19 protein-coding genes are annotated in these 20,715 nt (G+C 71.4%); 15 read left to right on the forward strand and 4 right to left on the reverse strand.

Annotated features, from left to right (window positions below):
* Nucleotides 1–110: 110 nt before the first annotated feature.
* Together ABZ893_RS10010 and ABZ893_RS10015 are read left to right on the forward strand one after the other, a co-directional pair.
* Nucleotides 111–662, forward strand: coding sequence for a helix-turn-helix domain-containing protein (locus ABZ893_RS10010; protein WP_361399682.1), 552 nt, complete (start codon nucleotides 111–113; stop codon nucleotides 660–662).
* On the forward strand, nucleotides 659–2,209 hold the full coding sequence (locus tag ABZ893_RS10015) for an MFS transporter (RefSeq protein ID WP_361399684.1): 1,551 nt from the start codon (nucleotides 659–661) through the stop codon (nucleotides 2,207–2,209). The genes ABZ893_RS10010 and ABZ893_RS10015 overlap by 4 nt, the downstream gene beginning before the upstream one ends.
* Before the next feature lie 127 nt (nucleotides 2,210–2,336).
* Here the strand turns inward: ABZ893_RS10015 and ABZ893_RS10020 are convergent, their stop codons facing one another.
* Complete coding sequence (locus ABZ893_RS10020; protein ID WP_361399687.1) at nucleotides 2,337–3,008, reverse strand: lysophospholipid acyltransferase family protein; 672 nt, start codon at nucleotides 3,006–3,008, stop codon at nucleotides 2,337–2,339.
* Nucleotides 3,009–3,292: 284 nt separating this feature from the next.
* On the opposite strand from ABZ893_RS10020, the gene ABZ893_RS10025 reads away from it, so the two are divergent.
* From ABZ893_RS10025 to ABZ893_RS10035, 3 genes are all read left to right on the forward strand, one after another.
* Nucleotides 3,293–4,474, forward strand: coding sequence for a glycerophosphodiester phosphodiesterase (locus ABZ893_RS10025; RefSeq protein ID WP_361399690.1), 1,182 nt, complete (start codon nucleotides 3,293–3,295; stop codon nucleotides 4,472–4,474).
* Between the two features lie 98 nt (nucleotides 4,475–4,572).
* Complete coding sequence (locus tag ABZ893_RS10030; RefSeq protein ID WP_361399693.1) at nucleotides 4,573–5,091, forward strand: sigma-70 family RNA polymerase sigma factor; 519 nt, start codon at nucleotides 4,573–4,575, stop codon at nucleotides 5,089–5,091.
* Between the two features lie 33 nt (nucleotides 5,092–5,124).
* The gene (locus ABZ893_RS10035; RefSeq protein WP_361399696.1) at nucleotides 5,125–5,628 is read left to right on the forward strand and encodes a GNAT family N-acetyltransferase; all 504 of its coding nucleotides are present in this window, start codon (nucleotides 5,125–5,127) and stop codon (nucleotides 5,626–5,628) included.
* Between the two features lie 21 nt (nucleotides 5,629–5,649).
* Here the strand turns inward: ABZ893_RS10035 and ABZ893_RS10040 are convergent, their stop codons facing one another.
* Entirely contained in the window at nucleotides 5,650–6,099 is a 450-nt protein-coding gene (locus ABZ893_RS10040) for a hypothetical protein (RefSeq protein ID WP_361399698.1), read from the reverse strand.
* Nucleotide 6,100: 1 nt separating this feature from the next.
* Nucleotides 6,101–6,460 (reverse strand): hypothetical protein, encoded by a 360-nt coding sequence (locus ABZ893_RS10045; RefSeq protein ID WP_361399700.1) that lies wholly within the window; start codon nucleotides 6,458–6,460, stop codon nucleotides 6,101–6,103.
* 551 nt (nucleotides 6,461–7,011) lie between these two features.
* Here ABZ893_RS10045 and ABZ893_RS10050 point away from each other — a divergent pair.
* The 8 genes from ABZ893_RS10050 (at nucleotide 7,012) to ABZ893_RS10085 (ending at nucleotide 18,517) form a co-directional block, all read left to right on the forward strand.
* Entirely contained in the window at nucleotides 7,012–8,061 is a 1,050-nt protein-coding gene (locus ABZ893_RS10050) for an ATP-binding cassette domain-containing protein (RefSeq protein ID WP_361399703.1), read from the forward strand.
* Nucleotides 8,058–8,810 carry a methionine ABC transporter permease gene (locus ABZ893_RS10055; RefSeq protein ID WP_361399706.1) on the forward strand — a complete coding sequence of 251 codons (753 nt, stop codon included), beginning with the start codon at nucleotides 8,058–8,060 and terminating at the stop codon, nucleotides 8,808–8,810. Before ABZ893_RS10050 ends, ABZ893_RS10055 begins: the two co-directional genes overlap by 4 nt.
* Nucleotides 8,811–8,898: 88 nt before the next feature.
* Nucleotides 8,899–9,729 (forward strand): MetQ/NlpA family ABC transporter substrate-binding protein, encoded by an 831-nt coding sequence (locus tag ABZ893_RS10060; protein ID WP_361399709.1) that lies wholly within the window; start codon nucleotides 8,899–8,901, stop codon nucleotides 9,727–9,729.
* Nucleotides 9,730–9,906: 177 nt separating this feature from the next.
* Nucleotides 9,907–10,554, forward strand: coding sequence for a GNAT family N-acetyltransferase (locus ABZ893_RS10065; RefSeq protein WP_361399712.1), 648 nt, complete (start codon nucleotides 9,907–9,909; stop codon nucleotides 10,552–10,554).
* A 78-nt stretch (nucleotides 10,555–10,632) separates the two neighbouring features.
* Nucleotides 10,633–11,844 (forward strand): precorrin-6y C5,15-methyltransferase (decarboxylating) subunit CbiE, encoded by a 1,212-nt coding sequence (gene cbiE, locus ABZ893_RS10070; protein WP_361399715.1) that lies wholly within the window; start codon nucleotides 10,633–10,635, stop codon nucleotides 11,842–11,844.
* 360 nt (nucleotides 11,845–12,204) lie between these two features.
* Nucleotides 12,205–16,146, forward strand: a complete 3,942-nt coding sequence (gene cobT / locus ABZ893_RS10075) for a nicotinate-nucleotide--dimethylbenzimidazole phosphoribosyltransferase (protein WP_361399718.1) — start codon at nucleotides 12,205–12,207, stop codon at nucleotides 16,144–16,146.
* A 218-nt stretch (nucleotides 16,147–16,364) separates the two neighbouring features.
* The gene (cobA, locus tag ABZ893_RS10080; protein WP_361399721.1) at nucleotides 16,365–17,600 is read left to right on the forward strand and encodes a uroporphyrinogen-III C-methyltransferase; all 1,236 of its coding nucleotides are present in this window, start codon (nucleotides 16,365–16,367) and stop codon (nucleotides 17,598–17,600) included.
* A gap of 89 nt (nucleotides 17,601–17,689) precedes the next feature.
* Nucleotides 17,690–18,517: an RNA methyltransferase gene (locus ABZ893_RS10085; RefSeq protein ID WP_361399723.1), complete on the forward strand. Its 828-nt coding sequence runs from the start codon at nucleotides 17,690–17,692 to the stop codon at nucleotides 18,515–18,517.
* Nucleotides 18,518–18,542: 25 nt separating this feature from the next.
* Here the strand turns inward: ABZ893_RS10085 and ABZ893_RS10090 are convergent, their stop codons facing one another.
* A complete protein-coding gene (locus tag ABZ893_RS10090; protein WP_361400203.1) occupies nucleotides 18,543–19,808 on the reverse strand; it encodes a serine/threonine-protein kinase in 1,266 nt (421 codons plus the stop codon).
* A gap of 196 nt (nucleotides 19,809–20,004) precedes the next feature.
* Between ABZ893_RS10090 and ABZ893_RS10095 the strand changes: the two genes are divergently transcribed.
* A complete protein-coding gene (locus ABZ893_RS10095) occupies nucleotides 20,005–20,280 on the forward strand; it encodes a hypothetical protein (protein WP_361399725.1) in 276 nt (91 codons plus the stop codon).
* A gap of 196 nt (nucleotides 20,281–20,476) precedes the next feature.
* On the forward strand, nucleotides 20,477–20,683 hold the full coding sequence (locus tag ABZ893_RS10100; RefSeq protein WP_361399728.1) for a hypothetical protein: 207 nt from the start codon (nucleotides 20,477–20,479) through the stop codon (nucleotides 20,681–20,683).
* The last annotated feature ends 32 nt before the right edge of the window (nucleotides 20,684–20,715 follow it).

Consider the following 20,715-nt stretch of genomic DNA (forward strand, 5'->3'; position numbering starts at 1 on the left):
GCACCGCACCTCAGCGCCGCCGTCCGATTGATCCCCGTAAAACCCACCTCCCCTGAGACGCCGATGCCCTCGATGAGACAAAGATGTCTCACATGGGCTACTCTCGTCTCATGTCAGTCGACCGAGAACAGGTGCTGCGCACCGCCGCCGCCCTGCTCACCCGCAAGTCCACCGCCACGATGGACGAGGTCGCCCGCGCCGCCGGGCTCAGCCGCGCCACGCTGCACCGGCACTTCGCGGGGCGGGACGCGCTCGTGCGGGCCCTGGAGGATCTGGGGATCCAGGAGTGCGAGGCGGCCCTCGACGCCGCCCGGCTCGACGAGGGCAGCGCCGACGACGCCGTACGGCGGCTCGTGAAAGAGATCGAGCCGGCGGCCGGACTCCTCGCCTTCCTCGTCACCGAGAACCAGCTGTTCGAAGGTGACGCGCAGAACGAGGGCTGGGCCCGGCTCGACGCCCGTATCGCCGCCTTGTTCACCCGCGGCCAGGAACGCGGCGAGTTCCGGATCGACCTGACACCCGCGTGGCTCACGGAGGCGCTCTACTCCCTGATCGGGGGAGCCGCCTGGGCCGTACAGGACGGCCGAATGGCCACCAAGGACTTCCAGCACATGATCGTCGAGCTGATGCTCGGCGGCGCCAGACGGAGAGTGGAACGATGACCAGCACACACCAGCGCATACCGGCGGCGGAGGTGGAGCCGAGGCCCGGACGGGGACGATGGCTCGCGCTCTCCGTCCTCGTGCTCGCGGTGCTCCTGGTCGCGGTCGACGCGACGGTGCTCGGTCTCGCGACGCCGTACATCAGCGAGGACCTGAAGCCGACCGGCAACCAGCTGCTGTGGATCGGTGACGTCTACTCGTTCGTCATCGCGGGCCTGCTGGTCTCCATGGGCAGCCTCGGCGACCGCATCGGCCGCAAGAAGCTGCTGCTCAGCGGCGCCGTCGCGTTCGGCGCCGTCTCGGTCCTCAACGCGTACGCGACGACTCCCGAACTGATGATCCTGGCGCGGGCGTTGCTCGGTGTCGCGGGCGCGACCCTGATGCCCTCGACGCTGGCCCTGATCCGGAACATCTTCCACGACCCGCGCGAACGCTCCTTCGCCGTCGGCATCTGGGGCGCCGCCGCATCGGCCGGCGCCGCCGTGGGTCCCGTCGTCGGCGGCTTCCTGCTCGAACACTTCTGGTGGGGCTCGGTCTTCCTCATCAACCTGCCCGTGATGGCGGTCCTCGTCCTCGTCGGCATCAAGTTCCTGCCCGAGTCGAAGAACCCGGCGCCGGGCCCGTGGGACCTGATCAGCGTCGTCCTGTCCCTCGTCGGCATGATCGCCGTCGTCTACGCCATCAAGGAGGCCGCGTCGCACGGCTTCGGCGCAGCGGTGGCGGCGTCCGCGGTGCTCGGCGTCGGGGCCCTCACCTGGTTCGTCCGGCGCCAGCTCACGCTGCCCGCGCCGCTGCTCGACATGCGCCTGTTCCGCAACCGGGGCTTCTCGGCCGCGGTCCTCGCCGACCTGCTCACCATCCTGGGCCTGTCCGGCCTGGTGTTCTTCCTGTCGCAGTTCCTGCAACTGGTGCAGGGGCGCGGCCCGTTCGAGGCGGGACTCGCCGAACTGCCCGCCGCCATCGGCTCGGTGGCGGCCGGACTGGTCGCCGGTACGGTGGCGCGCCGGTACTCGGTGCGGTCAGTCGTCGCGGGCGGCCTCGCGGCGGTCGGAATCGCGCTCGCCGCGCTGACCGTGCTCGACCAGTCGACCGGCTATCCGCTGCTCGGCTCGGTCCTGCTGGTCGTCGGCGTCGGTGCCGGCTTCTCGTTCACCGTCACGGCCGACGTGATCCTCTCCAGCGTGCCGAAGGACCAGGCGGGTGCCGCGTCCGCGGTCTCCGAGACGGCGTACGAACTGGGCGCGGCCCTCGGCATCGCCCTGCTCGGCTCCATCGTCACGGGCGTCTACCGGGACTTCACCGCCCCGGCGGGCACCCCGGCGGACGTGGCCTCGGCCGCCCACGAGTCCCTGGGCGGCGCGGTCGAGTCGGCCACGGCGCTGCCCCCGCACACCGCGGGCGAACTCCTCGCCTCGGCGCAGGGCGCGTTCGTCGACGGCCTGCACGCGGCCTCCGGCATCGGTGCGGCGGTGCTCATCGCCACCGCGGTGGCGGCGTGGTTCCTGCTGCGGGGTCAGAAGCTGGAGGACGGAGTCGAACACCCGTGACGCCTGACTCCGGAACGCGTCATGCGTAAGGAGCAACCGCGGAAACGCAAGGATGGGCCGCACCCGATCAGGTGCGGCCCATCCTCATTGGCGGTGCGTCAGCGCCGTCCAGAAGTCAGCGCAGCGCTTACGCCGCCTTGGCCTTGGTCGCGTACATGTCCACGTACTCCTGACCCGACAGCCGCATGACCTCCGTCATCACGGAGTCCGTCACGGCGCGCAGCACATAGCGGTCGCGGTCCATGCCCTCGTAGCGGGAGAACTCCATCGGCTCGCCGAAGCGGACCGTGACGCGGCCCGGACGGGGGAAGCCCTTGCCGCCCGGCTGCAGCTTGTCCGTGCCGATCATCGCGAACGGGACGACGGGCGCGCCCGTCATCATCGTGAGCCGGGCGATGCCGGTGCGGCCGCGGTAGAGCCGGCCGTCGGGGGAGCGGGTGCCCTCGGGGTAGATGCCGAAGACCCTGCCCTCCTCCAGGATGCGACGGCCGGTCATGAGCGCCGCCACACCGCCGTTCGCACCGTCGCGGTCGACCGGGATCATGCCGACGCCGGTGAAGAACCACGCCATGACGCGGCCCTTGAGACCCTTGCCGGTGACGTACTCGTCCTTGCCGATGAACTGGACCTGACGGTCGCAGACGATGGGCAGCACGATCGAGTCGATGAAGGTCAGATGGTTGCCCGCGAGGATGACCGGACCGGTGCCCGGGATGTTCTCGGCGCCCTCCACCCGGGGACGGAACATCAGGCGCATGGCCGGTGAGAGCACTGCCTTGATGAACGCGAAACGGGACAACGGGCCCTCCGGGTCAGGGGGTGGCGGGCTGAGCCGCCGCGGAAGCGCTGAAGACTGCGCAGGTGAGGACGATACTCGCGGGCGCCCGCCCGGTGCACATCGGGTCACCTGGTGGATGCGGAGTGTTGACACTGGTTTACGTTCCGTTGGCCGTCACACGACCCGCAGGTATCACCCGGCCGCACCCTCCCGTTCGGCCCAAGGTCTCCCGCACGTCACTCCCGCACACCTAGCATCGGTGACGCTTTGACAGGTGCAAGGCAGCGATGTGGGAGGAGTGCTCAATGGGAACGCAGAAGTCTCAGAAGTCCCAGGGAACACAGCTCGGCCGCCGTTCGGTCCTCGGCGCGGCGGTCCTCGGTGCGGGTGGTGCCGTCCTGGGAGCGCCCGGCGCGGCGCGCGCGGACGAGCCCGGCAGTGGCGGACATCACGGCGGCGGAGGCTACAGGAACCTGCCCGTGCCCACCGTCATCGCCCACCGCGGCACGAGCGGTTACCGGCCGGAGCACACCTTCGGCTCGTATCAACTCGCCCTGGACATGGGTGCGGACGTCATCGAGGCGGGCGACCTCGTGCCCACCAAGGACGGTCACCTCGTATGCCGTCACGAGCCGGAGATCGGGGGCACGACCGACGTCTCCGCGCGCACCGAGTTCGCCGACCGCAGAACCACCAAGAGCCTCGACGGGGTCGCCACCACCGGCTGGTTCACCGAGGACTTCACGCTCGCCGAGCTGAAGACCCTGCGCGCCAAGGAGCGCATCCCGGCCACCCGCCCGCGCAACACCCTCTACGACGGCCGCTGGGAGATCCCCACGTTCGACGAGGTCCTGAGGTGGCGTGAGCGGCAGAGCAAGGAACGCGGCAAGGAGGTGTGGATCCACGTCGAGACCAAGCACCCCACCTACTTCCGCAAGCTCGGCCTCGGCCTGGAGGAGCGCGTCGCGCCGCTGCTGCGCAAGTACGGCGTCGACAAGGAGAAATCGCCGGTCTTCCTCCAGTCCTTCGAGCCGACCAGCATCCAGCGCCTCGGCAAGCTCGTCGGCAACCCGCTCGTGGTGCTCCTGTCGACGGCGAACTCACGCCCGTACGACTTCGTCGACTCCGGGGACCCGCGCACCGTCGCCGACCTCATCACCCCCAAGGGGCTCGAGGAGATCGCGTCCTACGCGCAAGGCATCGGCCCCACGCTCGACCTCGTCATCCCCAAGGACAAGGACGGCAAGCTCCAGGCGCCGACCACGCTGGTCAAGGACGCGCACGACGCGGGCCTGATCCTGCACCCGTACACGATGCGCAACGAGAACACCTTCCTGCCCGCCGACTTCAAGAAGGGCACCGACCCGACCGCGTACGGCGACGCGTTCGGCGCCTTCAAGGCGTACTTCGCCACCGGCATCGACGGCGTCTTCTCCGACAACTGCGACACGGCCCTCCTCGCCCGCGAGGACTTCCGCAAGGCCTGACGGCTCCACGTCGTCAACCCCGCGCACCCCGGCCCCGGTTGGGGTGACGCGGGGCCTCACCGGAAACCGAGGGCGCGGCCGGTCGCGTCCCGCCCGGCATGACGTACGACCTGGTCATCGACGCCCTGCGCCCGCTCGTCGCCGCCGAGGTCTCGGCCGAGACCCATGCCGCCGGCACCGAACCCGGCGACCTCGAACAGGCCGTCTGGCTGCGCCTCCTGGAGCGCCTCGGCACCGACGGCCCGCCCGCCGACCCCGCCGCGTGGGCCACCGCCACCGTCAGATCCGAGGCCCGCCGCACCCGGCACGCCACGCACCGCGAGATCCCGTACGACTCCGAACCCGCCGACGCCCTCGCCCACGACCCGGAGGAGCGGGCGCTGACCGGCGAACGTGACCGTGCGCTGCGCGCGGCGGTGCGCAGGCTCCCCGGCCGCTGCCCGCGCATCGTCGGCGCGTTCCTGTCACCACAAGACCCCACATACCGGGAGATCGCGGATGAGTTGGGTATGTCACAAGGCAGCCTCGGTCCGGAGCGTTCCCGTTGCCTCGGATGCCTGCGCAGAATGCTGACCGCAAAGGTTGCCGCTCCTGAACCCTGGGGAAAGGAGCGGTAGACAACCGGCGGGGCAGGCGGGAGGCGTGCGCACATGGGCATGAGCGTGATCATCGCTGCGGCGACGGAGCAGGACGCCGAGAAGATCCTCAAACTGCAGTACCTCTGCTACCAGAGCGAGGCCGAGCTCTACGGCGACTACTCCATCGAGCCGCTCACGGAACCGCTCGACTCGGTCAAGGCCGAACTCGCGGGCGGCACGGTCCTGGTGGCCCGGCTCGGGGAGGAAGTCGTGGCCGCGGTACGCGGGTCCGTCGACGCGGACGGCACCGCCCGGATCGGCAAGCTCGTCGTGCATCCCCGGATGCAGCGTCACGGCCTGGGCGGACGGCTGCTCATCGCCGTCGAGGCGAAGCTCGGCGCGACCGGCGCCGCCAAGCGCTTCCAGCTCTTCAGCGGCCACCGCAGCGAACACAACCTGCGGCTCTACCGCAAGCACGGTTACGTACCCGTGGACAAGCGGCGCGTGGACGACCGGCTCACGCTCGTGACGCTCGCCAAGGACGCGGAAGCGGGCGCGTACGCCACCAGTGCCTAGCCGGGCAGCGGCCTTGAGTGACTAAGCAGCGGCCTTGCGCGCCTTGTTGAGCCAGAACATGGCGGTCACCGGAAGCAGCACCGGGATGAACAGATATCCCATGCCGTAGTCCGACCAGACCGTGGAGTCCGGGAACGCCGACGGATCCGCCAGCGTCCAGGTCCCCACGGTCAGAACGCCCACCAGCTCGGCGGCGCAGCACACCAGCGCCGCCTTGCGGGCCGTCTCCCCGCCGCGCACGAGCGAGTAGGTGATGAAGCCGTAGACGAGACCCGCGACCGCCGACAGTGAATAGGCGAGCGGCGCGTGGCCGAAGTCCGTCGAGATCTGGACGGCCGAGCGCGAGACCGCGCCGACCACCATCACGCCGTACAGCCAGACCAGGAGCGTTCCCGGGCCGCTGGTCAGCTTCTGCTTGCGCGGCGCGCTGTCGCTGCCGCTGTTGCTCTCGCTCTGTGAGGTCGTGGACACCTCAGCCTCCCCAGATGTCGTAGAGCCGCACCTGCAGCACGGCGAGCACGATGCCGCCGGCCGCCACCGTGACCGAACCCCAGCGGGTGCGTTCCCCGAGCGACATGAAGCCGGCCGCGGGGATGCACGCGAACGCGCCGAGCAGATAGGCCAGGAAGATCACCGTGCCCTGCTCCGGCTTCTCGCCGCGCGCGAGCTGCACGATGCCGACGATCAGCTGGACGGTGGCGAGCAGTGACACCACGGCCATGCCGATGAAGTGCCAGTCCTTGGTCGGCTGGTCGCGGTAGGCGGCGAAGCCGCACCAGGCGGCGAGCGCGAGCGCGGCGACGGCGGTCACGACCGTCAGGGCATCAAGCATGTCGCGACCCTATTACGGCCGGAAACGTCCGGAGCGCGCGGCCCCGGGTCGGCCCGCCCGCCGTGGCGTTGGCCACACGGCACCTGTCCTCGGGTCTCAGGCATACCGGTCGGTAAGGGCCTTCGCCCCATGTCGGAGCTGGACACGCGGGTGCCGGACCGGTCTTCTGTGGGCGGACGTTGACCGTCCACGCCTGTCCGCTATTCGGACAGCGGTTCGGGCATCTCTGCTCACGTCTGCTTTACTTTTCGCATGACCACGACGAGCAGCCGCACCCTTGCGACCGAGGCGACGATGACGCCCGGTGCTCGTTGTATGTGTCGAATGTGCGCCTTCTGAGGGTCCCTGTATCGCCTGAATCTCGCGCCCCGAAGCGACAGCCCGCGCGCCCCGTCCGTACCTCCCGTACGCGACCGGTCCGCGTCCCGCGCGCAGTTCCCCAGGTTCCACCGCGACAGCGAGAACCGTGCTGCGCCCAGGCCGATCCCGAAGCATGACTGCCCGCCGCAGGCGCTCACCCGCGCCGCTTCATCGACAGTGACGGAATCCAAGTGATCACCACCCAGGGCCTCACGAAGGTCTACCGCTCGCGCGGTCGAGAGGTCACCGCCCTCGACGGCGTCGATCTGCACGTACGTGAGGGCGAGGTCTACGGCGTCATCGGCCAGTCCGGCGCCGGCAAGTCCTCCCTCATCCGCTGCGTCAACCTCCTGGAGCGCCCCACCTCAGGCACGGTGACGGTCGCGGGCCAGGACCTCACCGCCCTCGCAGGCCGCGGCCCCCGCGCCGGCAAGGCCCTGCGCGAGGCACGCAGCCACATCGGCATGGTCTTCCAGCACTTCAACCTGCTGTCCTCCCGCACCGTCCAGGACAACATCGAGCTGCCGCTCGAGATCCTCGGCCAGTCCGGAGCGGCCCGGTCCCGCAAGGCGCTCGAACTCCTCGACCTCGTCGGCCTCGCCGACAAGGCCAAGGCGTACCCGGCCCAGCTGTCCGGCGGCCAGAAGCAGCGCGTCGGCATCGCCCGCGCCCTGGCCGGCGACCCGAAGGTGCTGCTCTCCGACGAGGCCACCAGCGCCCTCGACCCGGAGACCACCCGCTCCATCCTGGAACTGCTGCGCGACCTCAACCGCCAGCTCGGCCTGACCGTTCTCCTCATCACGCACGAGATGGACGTCGTCAAGACCGTCTGCGACTCGGCCGCCCTCATGGAAGGCGGACGCGTCGTCGAGTCCGGCACCGTCAGCGAACTCCTCGCGACCCCCGGCTCCCAGCTCGCCTCCGCGCTCTTCCCCGTCAGCGGCGACGCGTCGGGCAAGGACCGCACCGTCATCGACGTGACCTTCCACGGCGAGTCCGCGACCCAGCCGGTCATCTCCCAGCTGTCGCGCACGTACAACATCGACATCTCGATCCTGGGCGCCGCGATGGACACCGTCGGCGGCAAGCAGGTCGGCCGGATGCGCATCGAACTGCCCGGCCGCTACGAGGAGAACGTCGTCCCGATCGGCTTCCTGCGCGAGCAGGGCCTTCAGGTCGAGATCGTCAAGGGTGCGGCCCAGGGGCCCTCCGCACTGCTGAAGGAAGGTGTCACCAAGTGACCTGGTCGGAGATGCAGCCGCTGCTGTCCCAGGCATGTTGGGACACCCTCTACATGGTCGGCTGGTCCACGCTCATAGCCGTCGCCGGCGGGCTCCCGCTCGGCATCCTGCTCGTCCTCAGCGACCGTGGCGGACTGCTCCAGAACTCCCTGGTGAACAAGGTCATCGGACAGGTCGTGAACGTCGTCCGGTCCATGCCCTTCATCATCCTGATGGTCGCCCTGATGACCTTCACGCGTGCGATCGTCGGCACCACGATCGGCCGCGACGCCGCCATCGTGCCGCTCGCCGTCGGCGCCATCCCGTTCTTCGCGCGGCTCGTCGAGACGTCCGTGCGCGAGGTCGACGGCGGCCTGGTCGAGGCCGTGCAGTCGATGGGCGGCAACACCTGGACCATCGTCCGCAAGGTGCTCGTGCCCGAGTCGCTGCCGTCGCTGATCTCGGCCACCACCACGACGGTCGTCGCCATCATCGGCTACACCGCCATGGCCGGCACGGTCGGCGCGGGCGGCCTCGGCGACCTCGCCATCCGGTACGGCTACCAGCGCTTCGAGTCCTCGATCATGTGGATCATCGTGGCGATCCTCGCCGTGGCCATCGCCGTCATCCAGTTCGCCGGCGACAGCGGAGCCCGCGTCCTGCACCGCCGCGCCGGCAAGGGCGGCGAACCGCTCCGCTTCCGCGCCCGCAGCGCCTTCGTGCCCGGCAAGGCGGTCGCCGCCGAAGCCACCCCGGGCAAGACCAGCTGAGCTCCTGAGAACCCCTGAGAACTGCTGAGAACCCCTGACTCCCCGTCTCCCCGGCGGGTTGCACCACCCATGGAGAAAGGCACTTTTCGTGCGTAACACCACCAAGATCGCTGCTGCTGTCCTCGCCACCGGCGCCCTCACCCTGGGCCTGAGCGCCTGCGGCGCCAGCAAGAGCGACGCCAAGCCGAAGGCGTCCGACCCGCTCGTCGTGGCCGCGACCCCCGTCCCGCACGCCGAGATCCTGAACTACATCAAGGACCACCTGGCGAAGAAGGCCGGCCTCAACCTCGAGGTCAAGGAGTTCACGGACTACGTCCAGCCGAACAACGCCACCGAGGACGGTTCGGTCGACGCCAACTACTTCCAGACCGTTCCGTACCTGAACGACTTCAACAAGAAGAACGGGACGCACCTGGAGTCGGTGGCGGTCGTCCACCTGGAGCCCCTGGGCCTCTACTCCAAGAAGTTCAAGAAGCTCGACGAGCTGAAGAAGGGCGGCACCGTCGCCCTCCCGAACGACGCGGACAACGAGAGCCGTGCGCTCCGCTTCCTCGCCTCGACCGGGGTCATCACCCTGAAGAAGGGCTCGGAGGCCACGGCCACCCCGCAGGACATCGCGAAGAACCCGAAGGACCTCCAGTTCAAGGAGGTCGAGGCGGCGCAGACCCCGCGCTCCCTGCAGGACGTCGACGGCGCGGTGATCAACGGCAACTACGCCATCGGTGCCGGCCTCAAGCCCGCCAAGGACGCCCTCGCGCTCGAGTCGGTCAAGAACAACGCGTACAACAACGTTCTCGCCGTCAAGAAGGGCAACGAGAACGACCCGCGCGTCAAGAAGCTCGCGAAGCTCCTGACGTCGCCCGAGGTCAAGAAGTTCATCGAGGACAAGTACAAGGGCTCCGTCCTGCCCTCGTTCTGACCGGTGAGCTTCACCCTCTGACACACGACGTCACACGGCCGGTCTCCACCGGCCGACGTCACCCGCACCCACACGGGGTCCTCTTCCGCACCAGGAGAGGACCCCGTGGTGCAGTTATGTGCCTTCATGCTGCATGCTGGGCACTTCACCAGGCCATGAAGGTTACGGAGCGGCGCCATGACGACGGAAAGCCGGGGCTTCCCGGACATCTCCATCAGCACGGAGCGGCTGGTCCTGCGCGCCCTCGAAGAGGACGACGTCCCCGCCCTCGCCGACATGATGAACGACGAGATGGTCGCCGCCTGGACCTCCGTACCCCAGCCCTTCACCGAGGATCAGGCCCGCACCTGGATCACCGATCACGCCCCCGCCGAACGCACGGCAGGCCGCGGAATCGATTTGGCGGTCACCGAGTTCCTCACCCAGCGCCTCGTCGGCGTCGTCCGGCTCGGCAGGACGAACTGGCGCGTGCGCTCCACCGAACTGTCGTACATCGTCGCCCCCTGGGCCCGCGGTGAGGGCTACGCGTCCGAGGCCGCCCTCGCCACCGCCCGCTGGCTCTTCCGCGAACAGGGCATGGAGCGCGTCGAACTGCGCACCGCCGCCGACAACACCGCCTCCCAGCAGGTCGCCCAGAAGATCGGCTGCATCAGCGAGGGAGTCCTGCGGAACGCCTGCATAGCGCGTACGCGTACCGAGGACGGCGGCTGGGAGGACCTGCGGACCGACTTCATCGTGTGGAGCCTGCTGCCCGAGGACCTCGACGGAGTCAGCGACGAGTTCGCCGAGACCGGCGGCTACACGGCCTTCTCCGACTGGAACTGACCCCACCCGCTCCAAGGCCCACCGGGTACGCTCACCGAGCCCGTCCGACCCGCGACACCACCCAGGAGACTGACGACGATGGCCGACCGGGTCACGGTGATCGGCTGGGACGGCTCGCCGCTGACCGCGGCGGCACGCTCCGCGCTCGGCGCCGCCACCCTCGTGGCGGGCGCGGGCCACCACCTCGCCCTGCCCGAGGTCCCGGGCCGCGCCGAGCGCATAAGGCTCGGCAGCGTGGCGCTCGCCGCCCGCCGCATCGCCGGCCACCGGGGCACGGCCGTGGTCCTCGCCGACGGCGACCCGGGCTTCTTCGGAGTCGTACGCACCCTGCGCGCACCCGAGTTCGGCCTCGAGGTCGAAGTGGTCCCCGCCGTCTCCTCCGTCGCCCAGGCCTTCGCCCGCGCAGGGATGCCCTGGGACGACGCCCAGGTCGTCGTCGCCCACCGCCGCACCCTGCGCCGCGCCGTCAATGTCTGCCGCGCCCACCCAAAGGTCGCCGTCCTCACCTCGCCCGGCGCAGGACCCGCCGAACTCGGACTGCTCCTCGAAGGCGTCCACCGCACCTTCGTCATCTGCGAGGAACTCGGCACCGAACGCGAACAGGTCACCGTCGTGACCAGTGACAAGGCCGCCGACCACACCTGGCGCGACCCGAACGTCGTCATCGTCATCGGCGGCCCGGCCGCCGCCCCGGACGACGGCGCCTGGCTCGCCGGCGGCGCCCCCTCGGACACCCCTCGCGGCTGGGCCCTGCCCGCGGCGGAGTACGGCGGCGGCCTCGGCGAAGGTGAGACCGAGCCGCTGCGCGCCGCCCAACTCGCCCGCACCGGGCCCCGCGTGGGCGACCTCGTCTGGGACATCGGTTCCGGCAGCGGCGCGTTCACCGCGGAGGCCGCCCGGTTCGGCGCCGCCGTCATCGCCGTCGACCGGGACCCCGACGCCTGCGCCCGCACCCTCGCTGCGGCCCGCCGCTTCGGAGTGCAGCCGCAGATCGTCCACGGCACGGCCCCGCACATCCTCGAAAACCTGCCCGAACCCGACGTCGTACGGGTGGGAGGCGGGGGAGCGGCGGTCGTCTCCGCCGTCGCGGACCGGCGGCCCCGGCGCATCGTCACGCACGCCGCGACACGCGACGCCGCCGAACTCATCGGCAGGGACCTGACGGAGCACGGCTACCGCGTCGAGTGCTCACTCCTGCAGTCCGTCGAGCTGGACACTCGAGCCTGGACCGAGAAGAAGCGGACCGTGGGGTTCCTGCTCTCTGGCCAGCTGTCCGACCGCAACCCGTGACCCTGTCGCTCAAGGGCGCCAGGTAGGCTGGCCGATCGTTGTACTGCACCCGGACGCCCGGCTTCCTGTTGGTCAATGTCCGGAAAACACGCCACTTTTGGAGTACGTGTAGTACGGCAGGACCGGAGGACGCGCGCAACGTGGCGCAGTCCACAACGGGCCGTGCCGGATCCAGGTGCGGTGGCAGCCGGGTGGCCGGGACAATACCTGTTGTCCTCAGCCGGCTCGTGCCGCACGGCACTCACGCTCGTTCTTCATGACGGGCGGTCGGTGCGCCGTTCCGGTCAAAGGGGTCGCATCCCGGGCCGACGGAGGCCCGGGGCTGCCGAAGAAGCACTAACCGATGGGCGAGGGGTACGCATGACCGACACCGGCCAGGTTCCGGGCGAGGGGCTGCCGGAGAACGCAGGCACGGTGGAACAGCCGGGCGTCCCCGCCCCGGGTGCGTACACCTACCTCGATCCCGCCGAAGCCACGACCGAAGACGACGAGATGCTGCTCATGCCGGGCTCACAGGGTGCCTGGGGCGAGCCGCACGCCGCCCCGATGCCGGCCCCGCACGAGCCGGGCCCGCACGAGACGGCGGGCCGGGACAGCGGCCAGGTCGACCTGAACGGCGTCAGAGTGCCGGGGACCTCGCCCGCCCCGCACCCCGGCCCCGCACGTCGCCCGCTGCACATGGGCCCCGCGGTGCCCGACGGCACGGGCAGCCCCGTCCGTTCGCTCGCCGACCGCGGCCCGCACACCCCGCCGGTACGTCAGGCGGGCCCGCCCACCACGGGACCCGAGTACCTGGACATCCCGCGCGACGAGACGGGCGCCCCGGCGCCGCAGCTCGGCGATGTCCCGCCGCAGGCCGGCGCTCCCTGGGGCGCGCCCCAGCCGTTCGAGGCGCCCGCGACCTCTGACGCCGCAGCAGAAACGGTGCTCCCGGAGGCCACTCCCGTCACACCGGCCGCGCCGACCCAGCAGACCGTGGGGGAGGCCGCCGCGTTCGCGCAGGTGCCGGTGGAGGGGCAGGTTCCGCAACAGGTTTCGCCGCAGGCTCCGCAGTCGGCAGCGCAGCAGGTTCCGCAGCAGGGCCAGGGGCCCCAGCAGGTGCAGGCCGCGCACGCGGCTCAGGTTCCGCAGCCGGTGCCCGGTGCCGAGGCCGTCGCCGCCCAGGAGTTCGCGGTTCCGGAGGAGATTCCGGCGTTCGCCGGGGCGCTCGACGGCGGGCTGTTCACCGATGCGCAGGCAGCCGGTGCGGCGGCCGGGTACCCGGTGGACTACTCCTCGGCTCCGAACGGCGTGCAGTTCGCGCCGGTCGCGCTGGCGCCCGAGGGTGCGCAGTTCGCGGCGCAGGCTGCGTACGCAGGGCCCCAGCAGGTGGGCGGGCACCCGGGCGAGATGCCCGTCGACCCGCACTCCGGTCAGTTCGCCGTGGCGCCCGAGGCGGTTCCCGGTCAGCACTTCCCGCAGGCTCCTGAGGGTCAGGCTCCTCAGGGTCACGTGGACCAGCAGGCCCAGCCGCTCGGCCAGTTCGTGCCGGTGGAGGGGACGGTCCCGACCACCCCGCACCTGGCGCCGACGCCGCCGCAGCCCATGGTCGTACCGCCGATGCCGGAGGCCGAGTCGCCCGAGGTGGTGGCGCAGGTCGCTCCGGTGCCGGTCGCCGTCGACGAGGCCGCCGACGCGGAACAGGTTCCGCAGGTTCCCCAGGCCCAAGCGGCCCCGGAGGCATCGGCGGAGCAGATCCCCCAAGTACAGGAAGCCCACGAGGTCCACGTGGCGTCCGAGACAGCAGAGACCCCCGAAGCGTCTGCCGTGAACGGCGAGGCGTCGGTGGTGAGTGAGGCTCAGGTAGTGAACGAGGCACAGGCGGTGCCCGCGGCACCGGTCGCCGAGGAGGTGCCGGTGACGAACGAGGCCCCCGAGACCGCGCAGGTCGCCGAGGTCGCGGAGACGAACGAGGTGCCCGCGGCACCGGCCGATCCGGCCGTCCTCCCCGAGGCGGCAGCCGATACGCAGGATCAGGCCCAGCCCCAGGCCCCCGCCGAGCACGAAGCCGGCCCGCAGGCGGAGCCCGCAGCCGAGACGCCGCAGGCCCCCGAAGGCCCCGAAGCCCCCCAGGCCCCCGAGACTTCGGAGACCCCTCAGGCCCCCGAGGCCGCCGAAGCCGCCGAGTCCCCTGAGGCGACCGAGGCCCCCGAGCCCCTCGACGCCTCCCAGGTCCCCGAGGTCTCAGACACGTCCGACACCGCCGAGCCGCAGCCCGCGCCCGCCCCGGAAGCCGAGCCCCAGGCCGCCCCCGTCGCAGCCGACGCGCCCGCCGCCCCCGAGGCCACCCCCGACGCTGCTCAGGCGCCCGAGGCCCCCGCCCCCGTCGTCGCCGAAGGCGAACCGGAAATCCTCGTCCCCGCCCCCCGCGAATCCGCCGCGGCCGAGCAGACCGCCGATCAGGCCGTCGCCACGGACCCCGCGCAGGGACCCGCACAGGACCCGACGCAGGGCCCCGCACACGTCCCCGCCCAGGACACCCCCGGCGACCAGCCGGAGGCCCACGCCCCGGCCGACGACGCCGAATGCCCCGCCGCAGCCCCCGGCTACGACGACGCCGAGCGCGAAGCGGTCCTGCGCGTCATGCGCGAGCGCCGCGACATCCGTAACGGCTTCCGCAACGACCCCATCCCGCACGAGGTCCTGCTGCGCGTCCTGGAGGCGGCCCACACGGCGCCCTCCGTCGGCCACTCGCAGCCCTGGGACTTCGTCGTCATCCGTTCCGCCGACACCCGGCGCACGATGCACGAACTGGCCGAGCGTCAGCGCGACGCGTACGCCAAGTCGCTGCCCAAGGGCCGCGCGAAGCAGTTCAAGGAACTGAAGATCGAGGCCATCCTCGACACCCCGGTGAACATCGTCGTCACCGCCGACCCGACGCGCGGCGGCCGCCACACCCTCGGCCGTCACACGCAGCCGCAGATGGCCCCGTACTCCTCCGCGCTCGCCGTCGAGAACCTGTGGCTCGCGGCCCGCGCCGAGGGCCTCGGCGTCGGCTGGGTCTCGTTCTTCGACGAGCGAGAGATGGTCCGCGCGCTCGGCCTGCCCGAACACCTCGAGGTCGTCGCCTACCTCTGCGTCGGCTACGTCGACGAGTTCCCGGACGAGCCCGAGCTGATGCAGGCCGGCTGGTCCAAGCGCCGCCCGCTGTCCTGGGTCGTCCACGAGGAGACGTACGGCCGTCGTGCCCTGCCCGGCGAGGACCCGCACGACCTGCTCGCCGAGACCGTCTCCAACATCCGCCCGCTGGACGCCAAGGCGCTCGGCGAGGCGTGGGAGCGGCAGAAGCGCATGACGAAGCCGGCCGGCGCGCTCGGGATGCTGGAGATCATCTCGGCCCAGCTCTCCGGCCTCTCCCGGATGTGCCCGCCGCCGATCCCGGAGCCCGCGGCCGTCGCGATCTTCGCGGGCGACCACGGCGTGCACGCCCAGGGCGTCACCCCGTGGCCCCAGGAGGTCACGGCCCAGATGGTCGCCAACTTCCTCGGCGGCGGCGCGGTCTGCAACGCGTTCGCGAACCAGGTCGGCGCCGAGGTCTGCGTCATCGACGTGGGCGTGGCCGGCGAACTCCCGGCGACGCCGGGCCTGCTGCCGCGCAAGGTGCGCGCCGGCACCGCCGACATGACCACCGGTCCCGCCCTCAGCCGTGAGGACGTCAAGGCGGCCATCGAGGTCGGCATCGAGACGGCCCGCGACCTCGTCGCCGCCGGCAACAAGGCGCTCCTCACCGGCGAGATGGGCATCGCCAACACGACGGCGTCCGCCGCCCTGATCTCCGTCTACACCGGCGCCGACCCGTCCGAGGTCACCGGCCGCGGCACGGGCATCAACGACGAGACCCACGCCCGCAAGGTCGAGGTCGTCCGCCGCGCGCTCGACCTCCACCGGCCGGACCCGGCCGACCCGGTCGGCGTCCTCGCGGCGGTCGGCGGCCTGGAGCACGCGGCGTTGGTCGGCCTCCTGCTCGGCGGCGCGTCGCTGCGCACCCCGGTCATCCTGGACGGCGTCAGCGCGGGAGCCGCGGCCCTCGTCGCGCGCGCCATCGCCCCCGAGGTCCTCGCGGCCTGCATCGCCGGTCACCGCAGCGCGGAGCCCGGTCACGTGGCGGCCCTGAACAAGCTGGGCCTGCGCCCCCTGGTCGACCTCGACCTGCGCCTCGGCGAGGGCACGGGCGCCCTCCTCGCCCTGCCGATCGTCCAGAGCGCGGCCCGCGCGATGCACGAGGTGGCGACGTTCGACTCCGCGGGCGTCACGGAGAAGTAGGTCCGACTCCGAGGGCGTCACCGGAAAGCACTGAGAAGCACCGGGAAGGCGCCCGCCATTCGGGACGGGGCGGGCACGGCGAAGACACCGCCGTGCCCGCCCCGTAGTCTGATTCCACGCAAAACCGCACGTCAAAGGCCCGCTCCAGCGCCGCAGCGAGCCTTTCGTCCAGGCATCACCCGTCACACGCGCCACCCGCACGAGGAGCCGCACACGCCATGGCCGCAGAACACCCCGCGTACCCCGTAGGCCTCCGTCTCACCGGCCGCCGGGTGGTCGTACTCGGCGGCGGCCAGGTCGCCCAGCGCCGCCTCCCGGCCCTCATCGCCGCCGGCGCCGACATCCACCTGATCTCGCCCACCGCCACCCCCTCGGTCGAGGCCATGGCGGACACCGGCGAACTCACCTGGTCCAGGCGCGAGTACGCGGACGGCGACCTCGCCGACGCCTGGTACGCCCTCATCGCCACCGGCGACCGCACCGCGAACGAGGCCGCCTCCGCCGAGGCCGAGCGCCACCGCGTCTGGTGCGTACGCTCCGACGACGCCGACGCGGCCACCGCCTGGACGCCGGCCACCGGCCGCTCCGAGGGCGTCACCGTCGCCGTCCTGACGACCTCCGCCGCCGGCCGCGACCCCCGTCACACGGCGGCCGTGCGCGACGCGATCGTCGAGGGCCTGCGCGACGGCACCCTCGTCGCCCCGCACCACCGCACCCGCGCCACCGGGGTCTCCCTGGTCGGCGGCGGGCCCGGCGACCCCGACCTGATCACCGTCCGAGGCCGCCGCCTCCTCGCCGAGGCCGACGTCGTCATCGCGGACCGCCTCGGCCCCCGCGACCTGCTCGACGAACTCCCGCCGCACGTCGAGGTCATCGACGCGGCGAAGATCCCGTACGGGCGCTACATGGCCCAGGAGGCCATCAACAACGCCCTCATCGAGCACGCCAAGCAGGGCAAGGCGGTCGTCCGCCTCAAGGGCGGCGACCCGTACGTCTTCGGGCGCGGCATGGAGGAGGCCATCGCCCTCGAGGCCGAGGGCATTCCGTACACGGTCGTGCCCGGCATCTCCAGCTCGATCTCCGTGCCCGGCGCGGCCGGGATTCCGGTCACCCACCGGGGCGTCGCGCATGAGTTCACCGTGGTCAGCGGCCATGTCGCGCCCGACGACGAGCGCTCGCTGGTCGACTGGCCGGCCCTCGCCAAGCTGCGCGGCACCCTCGTCGTCCTGATGGGCGTCGACAAGATCGGCCGCATCGCCGAGACCCTGATCGCCCACGGCAGGCCCGCCGGGACGCCGGTCGCCCTGATTCAGGAGGGCACGACCGCCGCCCAGCGCCGCGTGGACGCGACACTGGAGACCGTCGAGGAAGCCGTCCGCACCCACGAGGTGCGTCCCCCGGCAGTCATCGTCATCGGCGACGTCGTCACGGTGGGCCCGAACCCCACCGTCTGACCCCGCCCGGACCCCCCACCTGTAACCAGCGGTAACAGAAGTTGCTCTGAACCGTTGGCACCGCACCCAGGACAAGGCAGTATCAACCTGTGGCTGAACCCCAAGGTCTCATCACCATCGACGACCCCGACGACCCGCGCCTGCGCGACTACACAGGCCTGACCGACGTCGAGCTCCGCCGCAGGCGCGAGCCCGCCGAAGGCCTCTTCATCGCCGAGGGCGAGAAGGTCATCAGACGCGCCCGGGAAGCCGGGTACGAGATGCGCTCCATGCTGCTCTCGGCCAAGTGGGTCGACGTCATGCGCGACGTCATCGACGAGGTCCCGGCCCCGGTCTACGCCGTGAGCCCCGACCTCGCCGAGCGCGTCACCGGCTACCACGTGCACCGCGGCGCCCTCGCTTCGATGCAGCGCAAGCCGCTCCCCACCGCCGGCGAACTCCTCGCGACCACGCGCCGCGTCGTCGTCATGGAGGCGGTGAACGACCACACCAACATCGGCGCGATCTTCCGCAGCGCGGCCGCCCTCGGCATGGACGCCGTCCTGCTCTCCCCGGACTGTGCGGACCCGCTCTACCGCCGCTCGGTGAAGGTCTCCATGGGCGCCGTTTTCTCGGTCCCGTACGCGCGCCTCGAGCACTGGCCCAAGTCCCTGGAATCGGTGCGCGAAGCCGGCTTCAACCTGCTGGCCCTCACGCCCGACGAGAAGGCGAAGAGCCTCGACGAGGTCGCCCCGCACAAGATGGACCGAGTGGCCCTGATGCTCGGCGCCGAAGGCGACGGCCTCTCCACCCAGGCCCTCGTCGCCGCCGACGAATGGGTCCGCATCCCGATGGCCCACGGCGTCGACTCGCTCAACGTGGGAGCGGCGGCCGCCGTCGCGTTCTACGCGGTGGCCACGGGCCGCCCCCAGGCGTGACCGTTCCTCAGAGCGTGACAGTTCCTCAGAGGTAGGGCAGGGGCAGCGTCTTCGAGGCGTGCACGTCGCCGCGCGGCTCACCGAGCCCGCGCGACGGCCCCTGGCAGCCCTGCGCCGCCGCGATCCCCAGCGCCACCAGCAGCGTCACCACGACGAACACGAAGAGCCGCTGGCGCAGCAGCCGCGGATTGGCGGGCCGCCGCGTGCCCGTACCCGTCGTCCTCGGCCCTTGCCGCCCCCCGTTGCTACGGGGCGCAGGCCGGGAACCCGACCGGGTCGTACTGCGGGTCGAACCCGGCCGCGTGCTCCCACCGGTCCGGGAGGAACCGTTACTCGGTCGCGGCAGGGGAGTGCCCTGCGTGGTCCGGCGCTGAGTGTGCTGCTCCGTGTACTGCTCGGTGAGCCGTCCCGTAGGCCGGTCGACGTCCCCGCGCGGCGCGGGCGGCCTGGTGTCCCCGAGCCCCTGCGCCTCACGGGCCGCGATCTCCTTGAGTCGCAGCGCCAGCTGAAGCGTGCTCGGCCGCTCCTCCGGATCCTTCGCGAGACAGGCCCGGATCAACGGCGCCAGTGCGTCCGGTACGCCGTGCAGCTGGGCCTCCTCGTGCACGACGCGGTACAGCATCACCTCGGAACTGCCGTGCCCGAAGGGCGAGTCGGCCATCGCGGCGTACGCGAGCGTGGCGCCGAGCGCGAACACGTCCGTGGCCGGCGTGACGGCCGCGCCCCGCACCTGCTCGGGGGCGAGGAACCCGGGGGAGCCGACCGCCGTCCCGACATGGGTGAGCGTGGAGGCTCCGGTCGCCCAGGCGATGCCGAAGTCGATGATGCGCGGGCCCTTGGGCGACAGCAGGATGTTCGACGGCTTGAGGTCGCGGTGCACGACCCCCGCCTCGTGCACGGCCACGAGCCCCTCGGAGAGCGCCGCACCGACCGCCGCCACGTCGGAGGCGGCCAGCGGCCCCTCCTCGGCGACCTTGTCGTGCAGGGAGGGCCCGGGAACGTACTGGGTGGCGAACCACGGCTTGTCGGTGTCGAGATCGGCCGCGACGAGCCGGGCGGTGCAACCACCCCTGATCCGGCGGGCGGCGGCGACCTCGCGCGCGAACCGCGACCGGAACTCCTGGTCCTCCGCCAGATCGGGCCGGATCACCTTCAGCGCGACCCGCTGTCCGCGCCGGTCGGAGCCCAAGTAGACGACGCCCATCCCGCCCGCGCCGAGCCGCCGGTGAATTCTGAACGAGCCGACGACACGCGGGTCCTCGCGCCTCAGGCGCATCATCGCCATGTCCATCCCCGCTGCCCGGTCCGTTTGACGAGCCACAGCTTACGTTTCCGCGGCCGGGTGCGTGCATAGGCCGCGCCCTCACGCTCCGATCGATTGTCAGTGCCCGGTGGGAGACTTGAGGAGTGCTCAGGGGGAGCGGGAGAGGGGCTGCCCGAACCTTCCTTGATCACCAACGGTCCGTCGTAGAAGGGGGATTGGTCCTGTGAAGGGTGACCGAGTGGAGATAGTCGTCGACGCGGGGGACACGACGCGTACGTACGAGGTGGTGGCGAGCCGGGCGGGGCGCCGGGTCGAGACGGCGGTCCGCAGAGGAGTCGTGGAAGTGAGCGAAGTCACCCGCTCCGGTTCCGTGGTGCGCACGGCACGGTTCATGGCGACAAGGGTCCTCGCCCTGGTCGAACAGCCGGTCCCGCGCGAACAGCCCTCCGAGGCGGTGGCCCGCGCCGCCCACCCCCTCGGGGACGACCCTGAGTCCTAGGTCTTCATCTCCACCCAGGGGAGTAGTCGGCCGCCCGCCGCTCATCCTCCGGGAGGCCAGGCAATCGGTACGAGGGCATGACGACCTTGGGCGCCGACGCGAATAGATTCGAGGTCAAGCGGCGGGTGCGGTACTCGTCCCCCGAGGTCAGGCACCCGCCGCTGCCAAACCGAAGATCTTGGCCAGGAGAGAAACCATGGCGTACACGGCACCGCGGACGATGGTCCGCACGCAGGGACGCAGGGCTTTCGCCGCGTTCGGCGGCCGTCGTACAGAGCGCCGTCACCCGCTGGTGGCGGCGGCCATGGTTCTTCCTCTGGCGGCCCTGCTCGTAGTCGTCTTCGGCGGCTGGGACGCAGTGGTCTATCAAGCGTCGTCCGTGGGCGTGATGCTGGGGCGCTGAGCGGCGCCCCAGGCCCGGAAGAGCGGTCCGGG

The sequence above is a fragment of the Streptomyces sp. NPDC046821 genome, assembly GCF_040645335.1.
GTDB lineage: Bacteria > Actinomycetota > Actinomycetes > Streptomycetales > Streptomycetaceae > Streptomyces.

What these genes read in the sequence shown, in the direction of transcription:
- cobA (WP_361399721.1), top strand. Translation starts at nt 16,365, where the DNA reads ATGGCCGCAGAACACCCCGCGTACCCCGTAGGCCTCCGTCTCACCGGC.
- ABZ893_RS10010 (WP_361399682.1), top strand. Translation starts at nt 111, where the DNA reads ATGTCAGTCGACCGAGAACAGGTGCTGCGCACCGCCGCCGCCCTGCTC.
- ABZ893_RS10035 (WP_361399696.1), top strand. Translation starts at nt 5,125, where the DNA reads ATGGGCATGAGCGTGATCATCGCTGCGGCGACGGAGCAGGACGCCGAG.
- ABZ893_RS10025 (WP_361399690.1), top strand. Translation starts at nt 3,293, where the DNA reads ATGGGAACGCAGAAGTCTCAGAAGTCCCAGGGAACACAGCTCGGCCGC.
- ABZ893_RS10015 (WP_361399684.1), top strand. Translation starts at nt 659, where the DNA reads ATGACCAGCACACACCAGCGCATACCGGCGGCGGAGGTGGAGCCGAGG.
- ABZ893_RS10100 (WP_361399728.1), top strand. Translation starts at nt 20,477, where the DNA reads ATGGCGTACACGGCACCGCGGACGATGGTCCGCACGCAGGGACGCAGG.
- ABZ893_RS10030 (WP_361399693.1), top strand. Translation starts at nt 4,573, where the DNA reads ATGACGTACGACCTGGTCATCGACGCCCTGCGCCCGCTCGTCGCCGCC.
- cobT (WP_361399718.1), top strand. Translation starts at nt 12,205, where the DNA reads ATGACCGACACCGGCCAGGTTCCGGGCGAGGGGCTGCCGGAGAACGCA.
- ABZ893_RS10045 (WP_361399700.1), bottom strand. Translation starts at nt 6,460, where the DNA reads ATGCTTGATGCCCTGACGGTCGTGACCGCCGTCGCCGCGCTCGCGCTC.
- ABZ893_RS10090 (WP_361400203.1), bottom strand. Translation starts at nt 19,808, where the DNA reads ATGGACATGGCGATGATGCGCCTGAGGCGCGAGGACCCGCGTGTCGTC.
- cbiE (WP_361399715.1), top strand. Translation starts at nt 10,633, where the DNA reads ATGGCCGACCGGGTCACGGTGATCGGCTGGGACGGCTCGCCGCTGACC.
- ABZ893_RS10065 (WP_361399712.1), top strand. Translation starts at nt 9,907, where the DNA reads ATGACGACGGAAAGCCGGGGCTTCCCGGACATCTCCATCAGCACGGAG.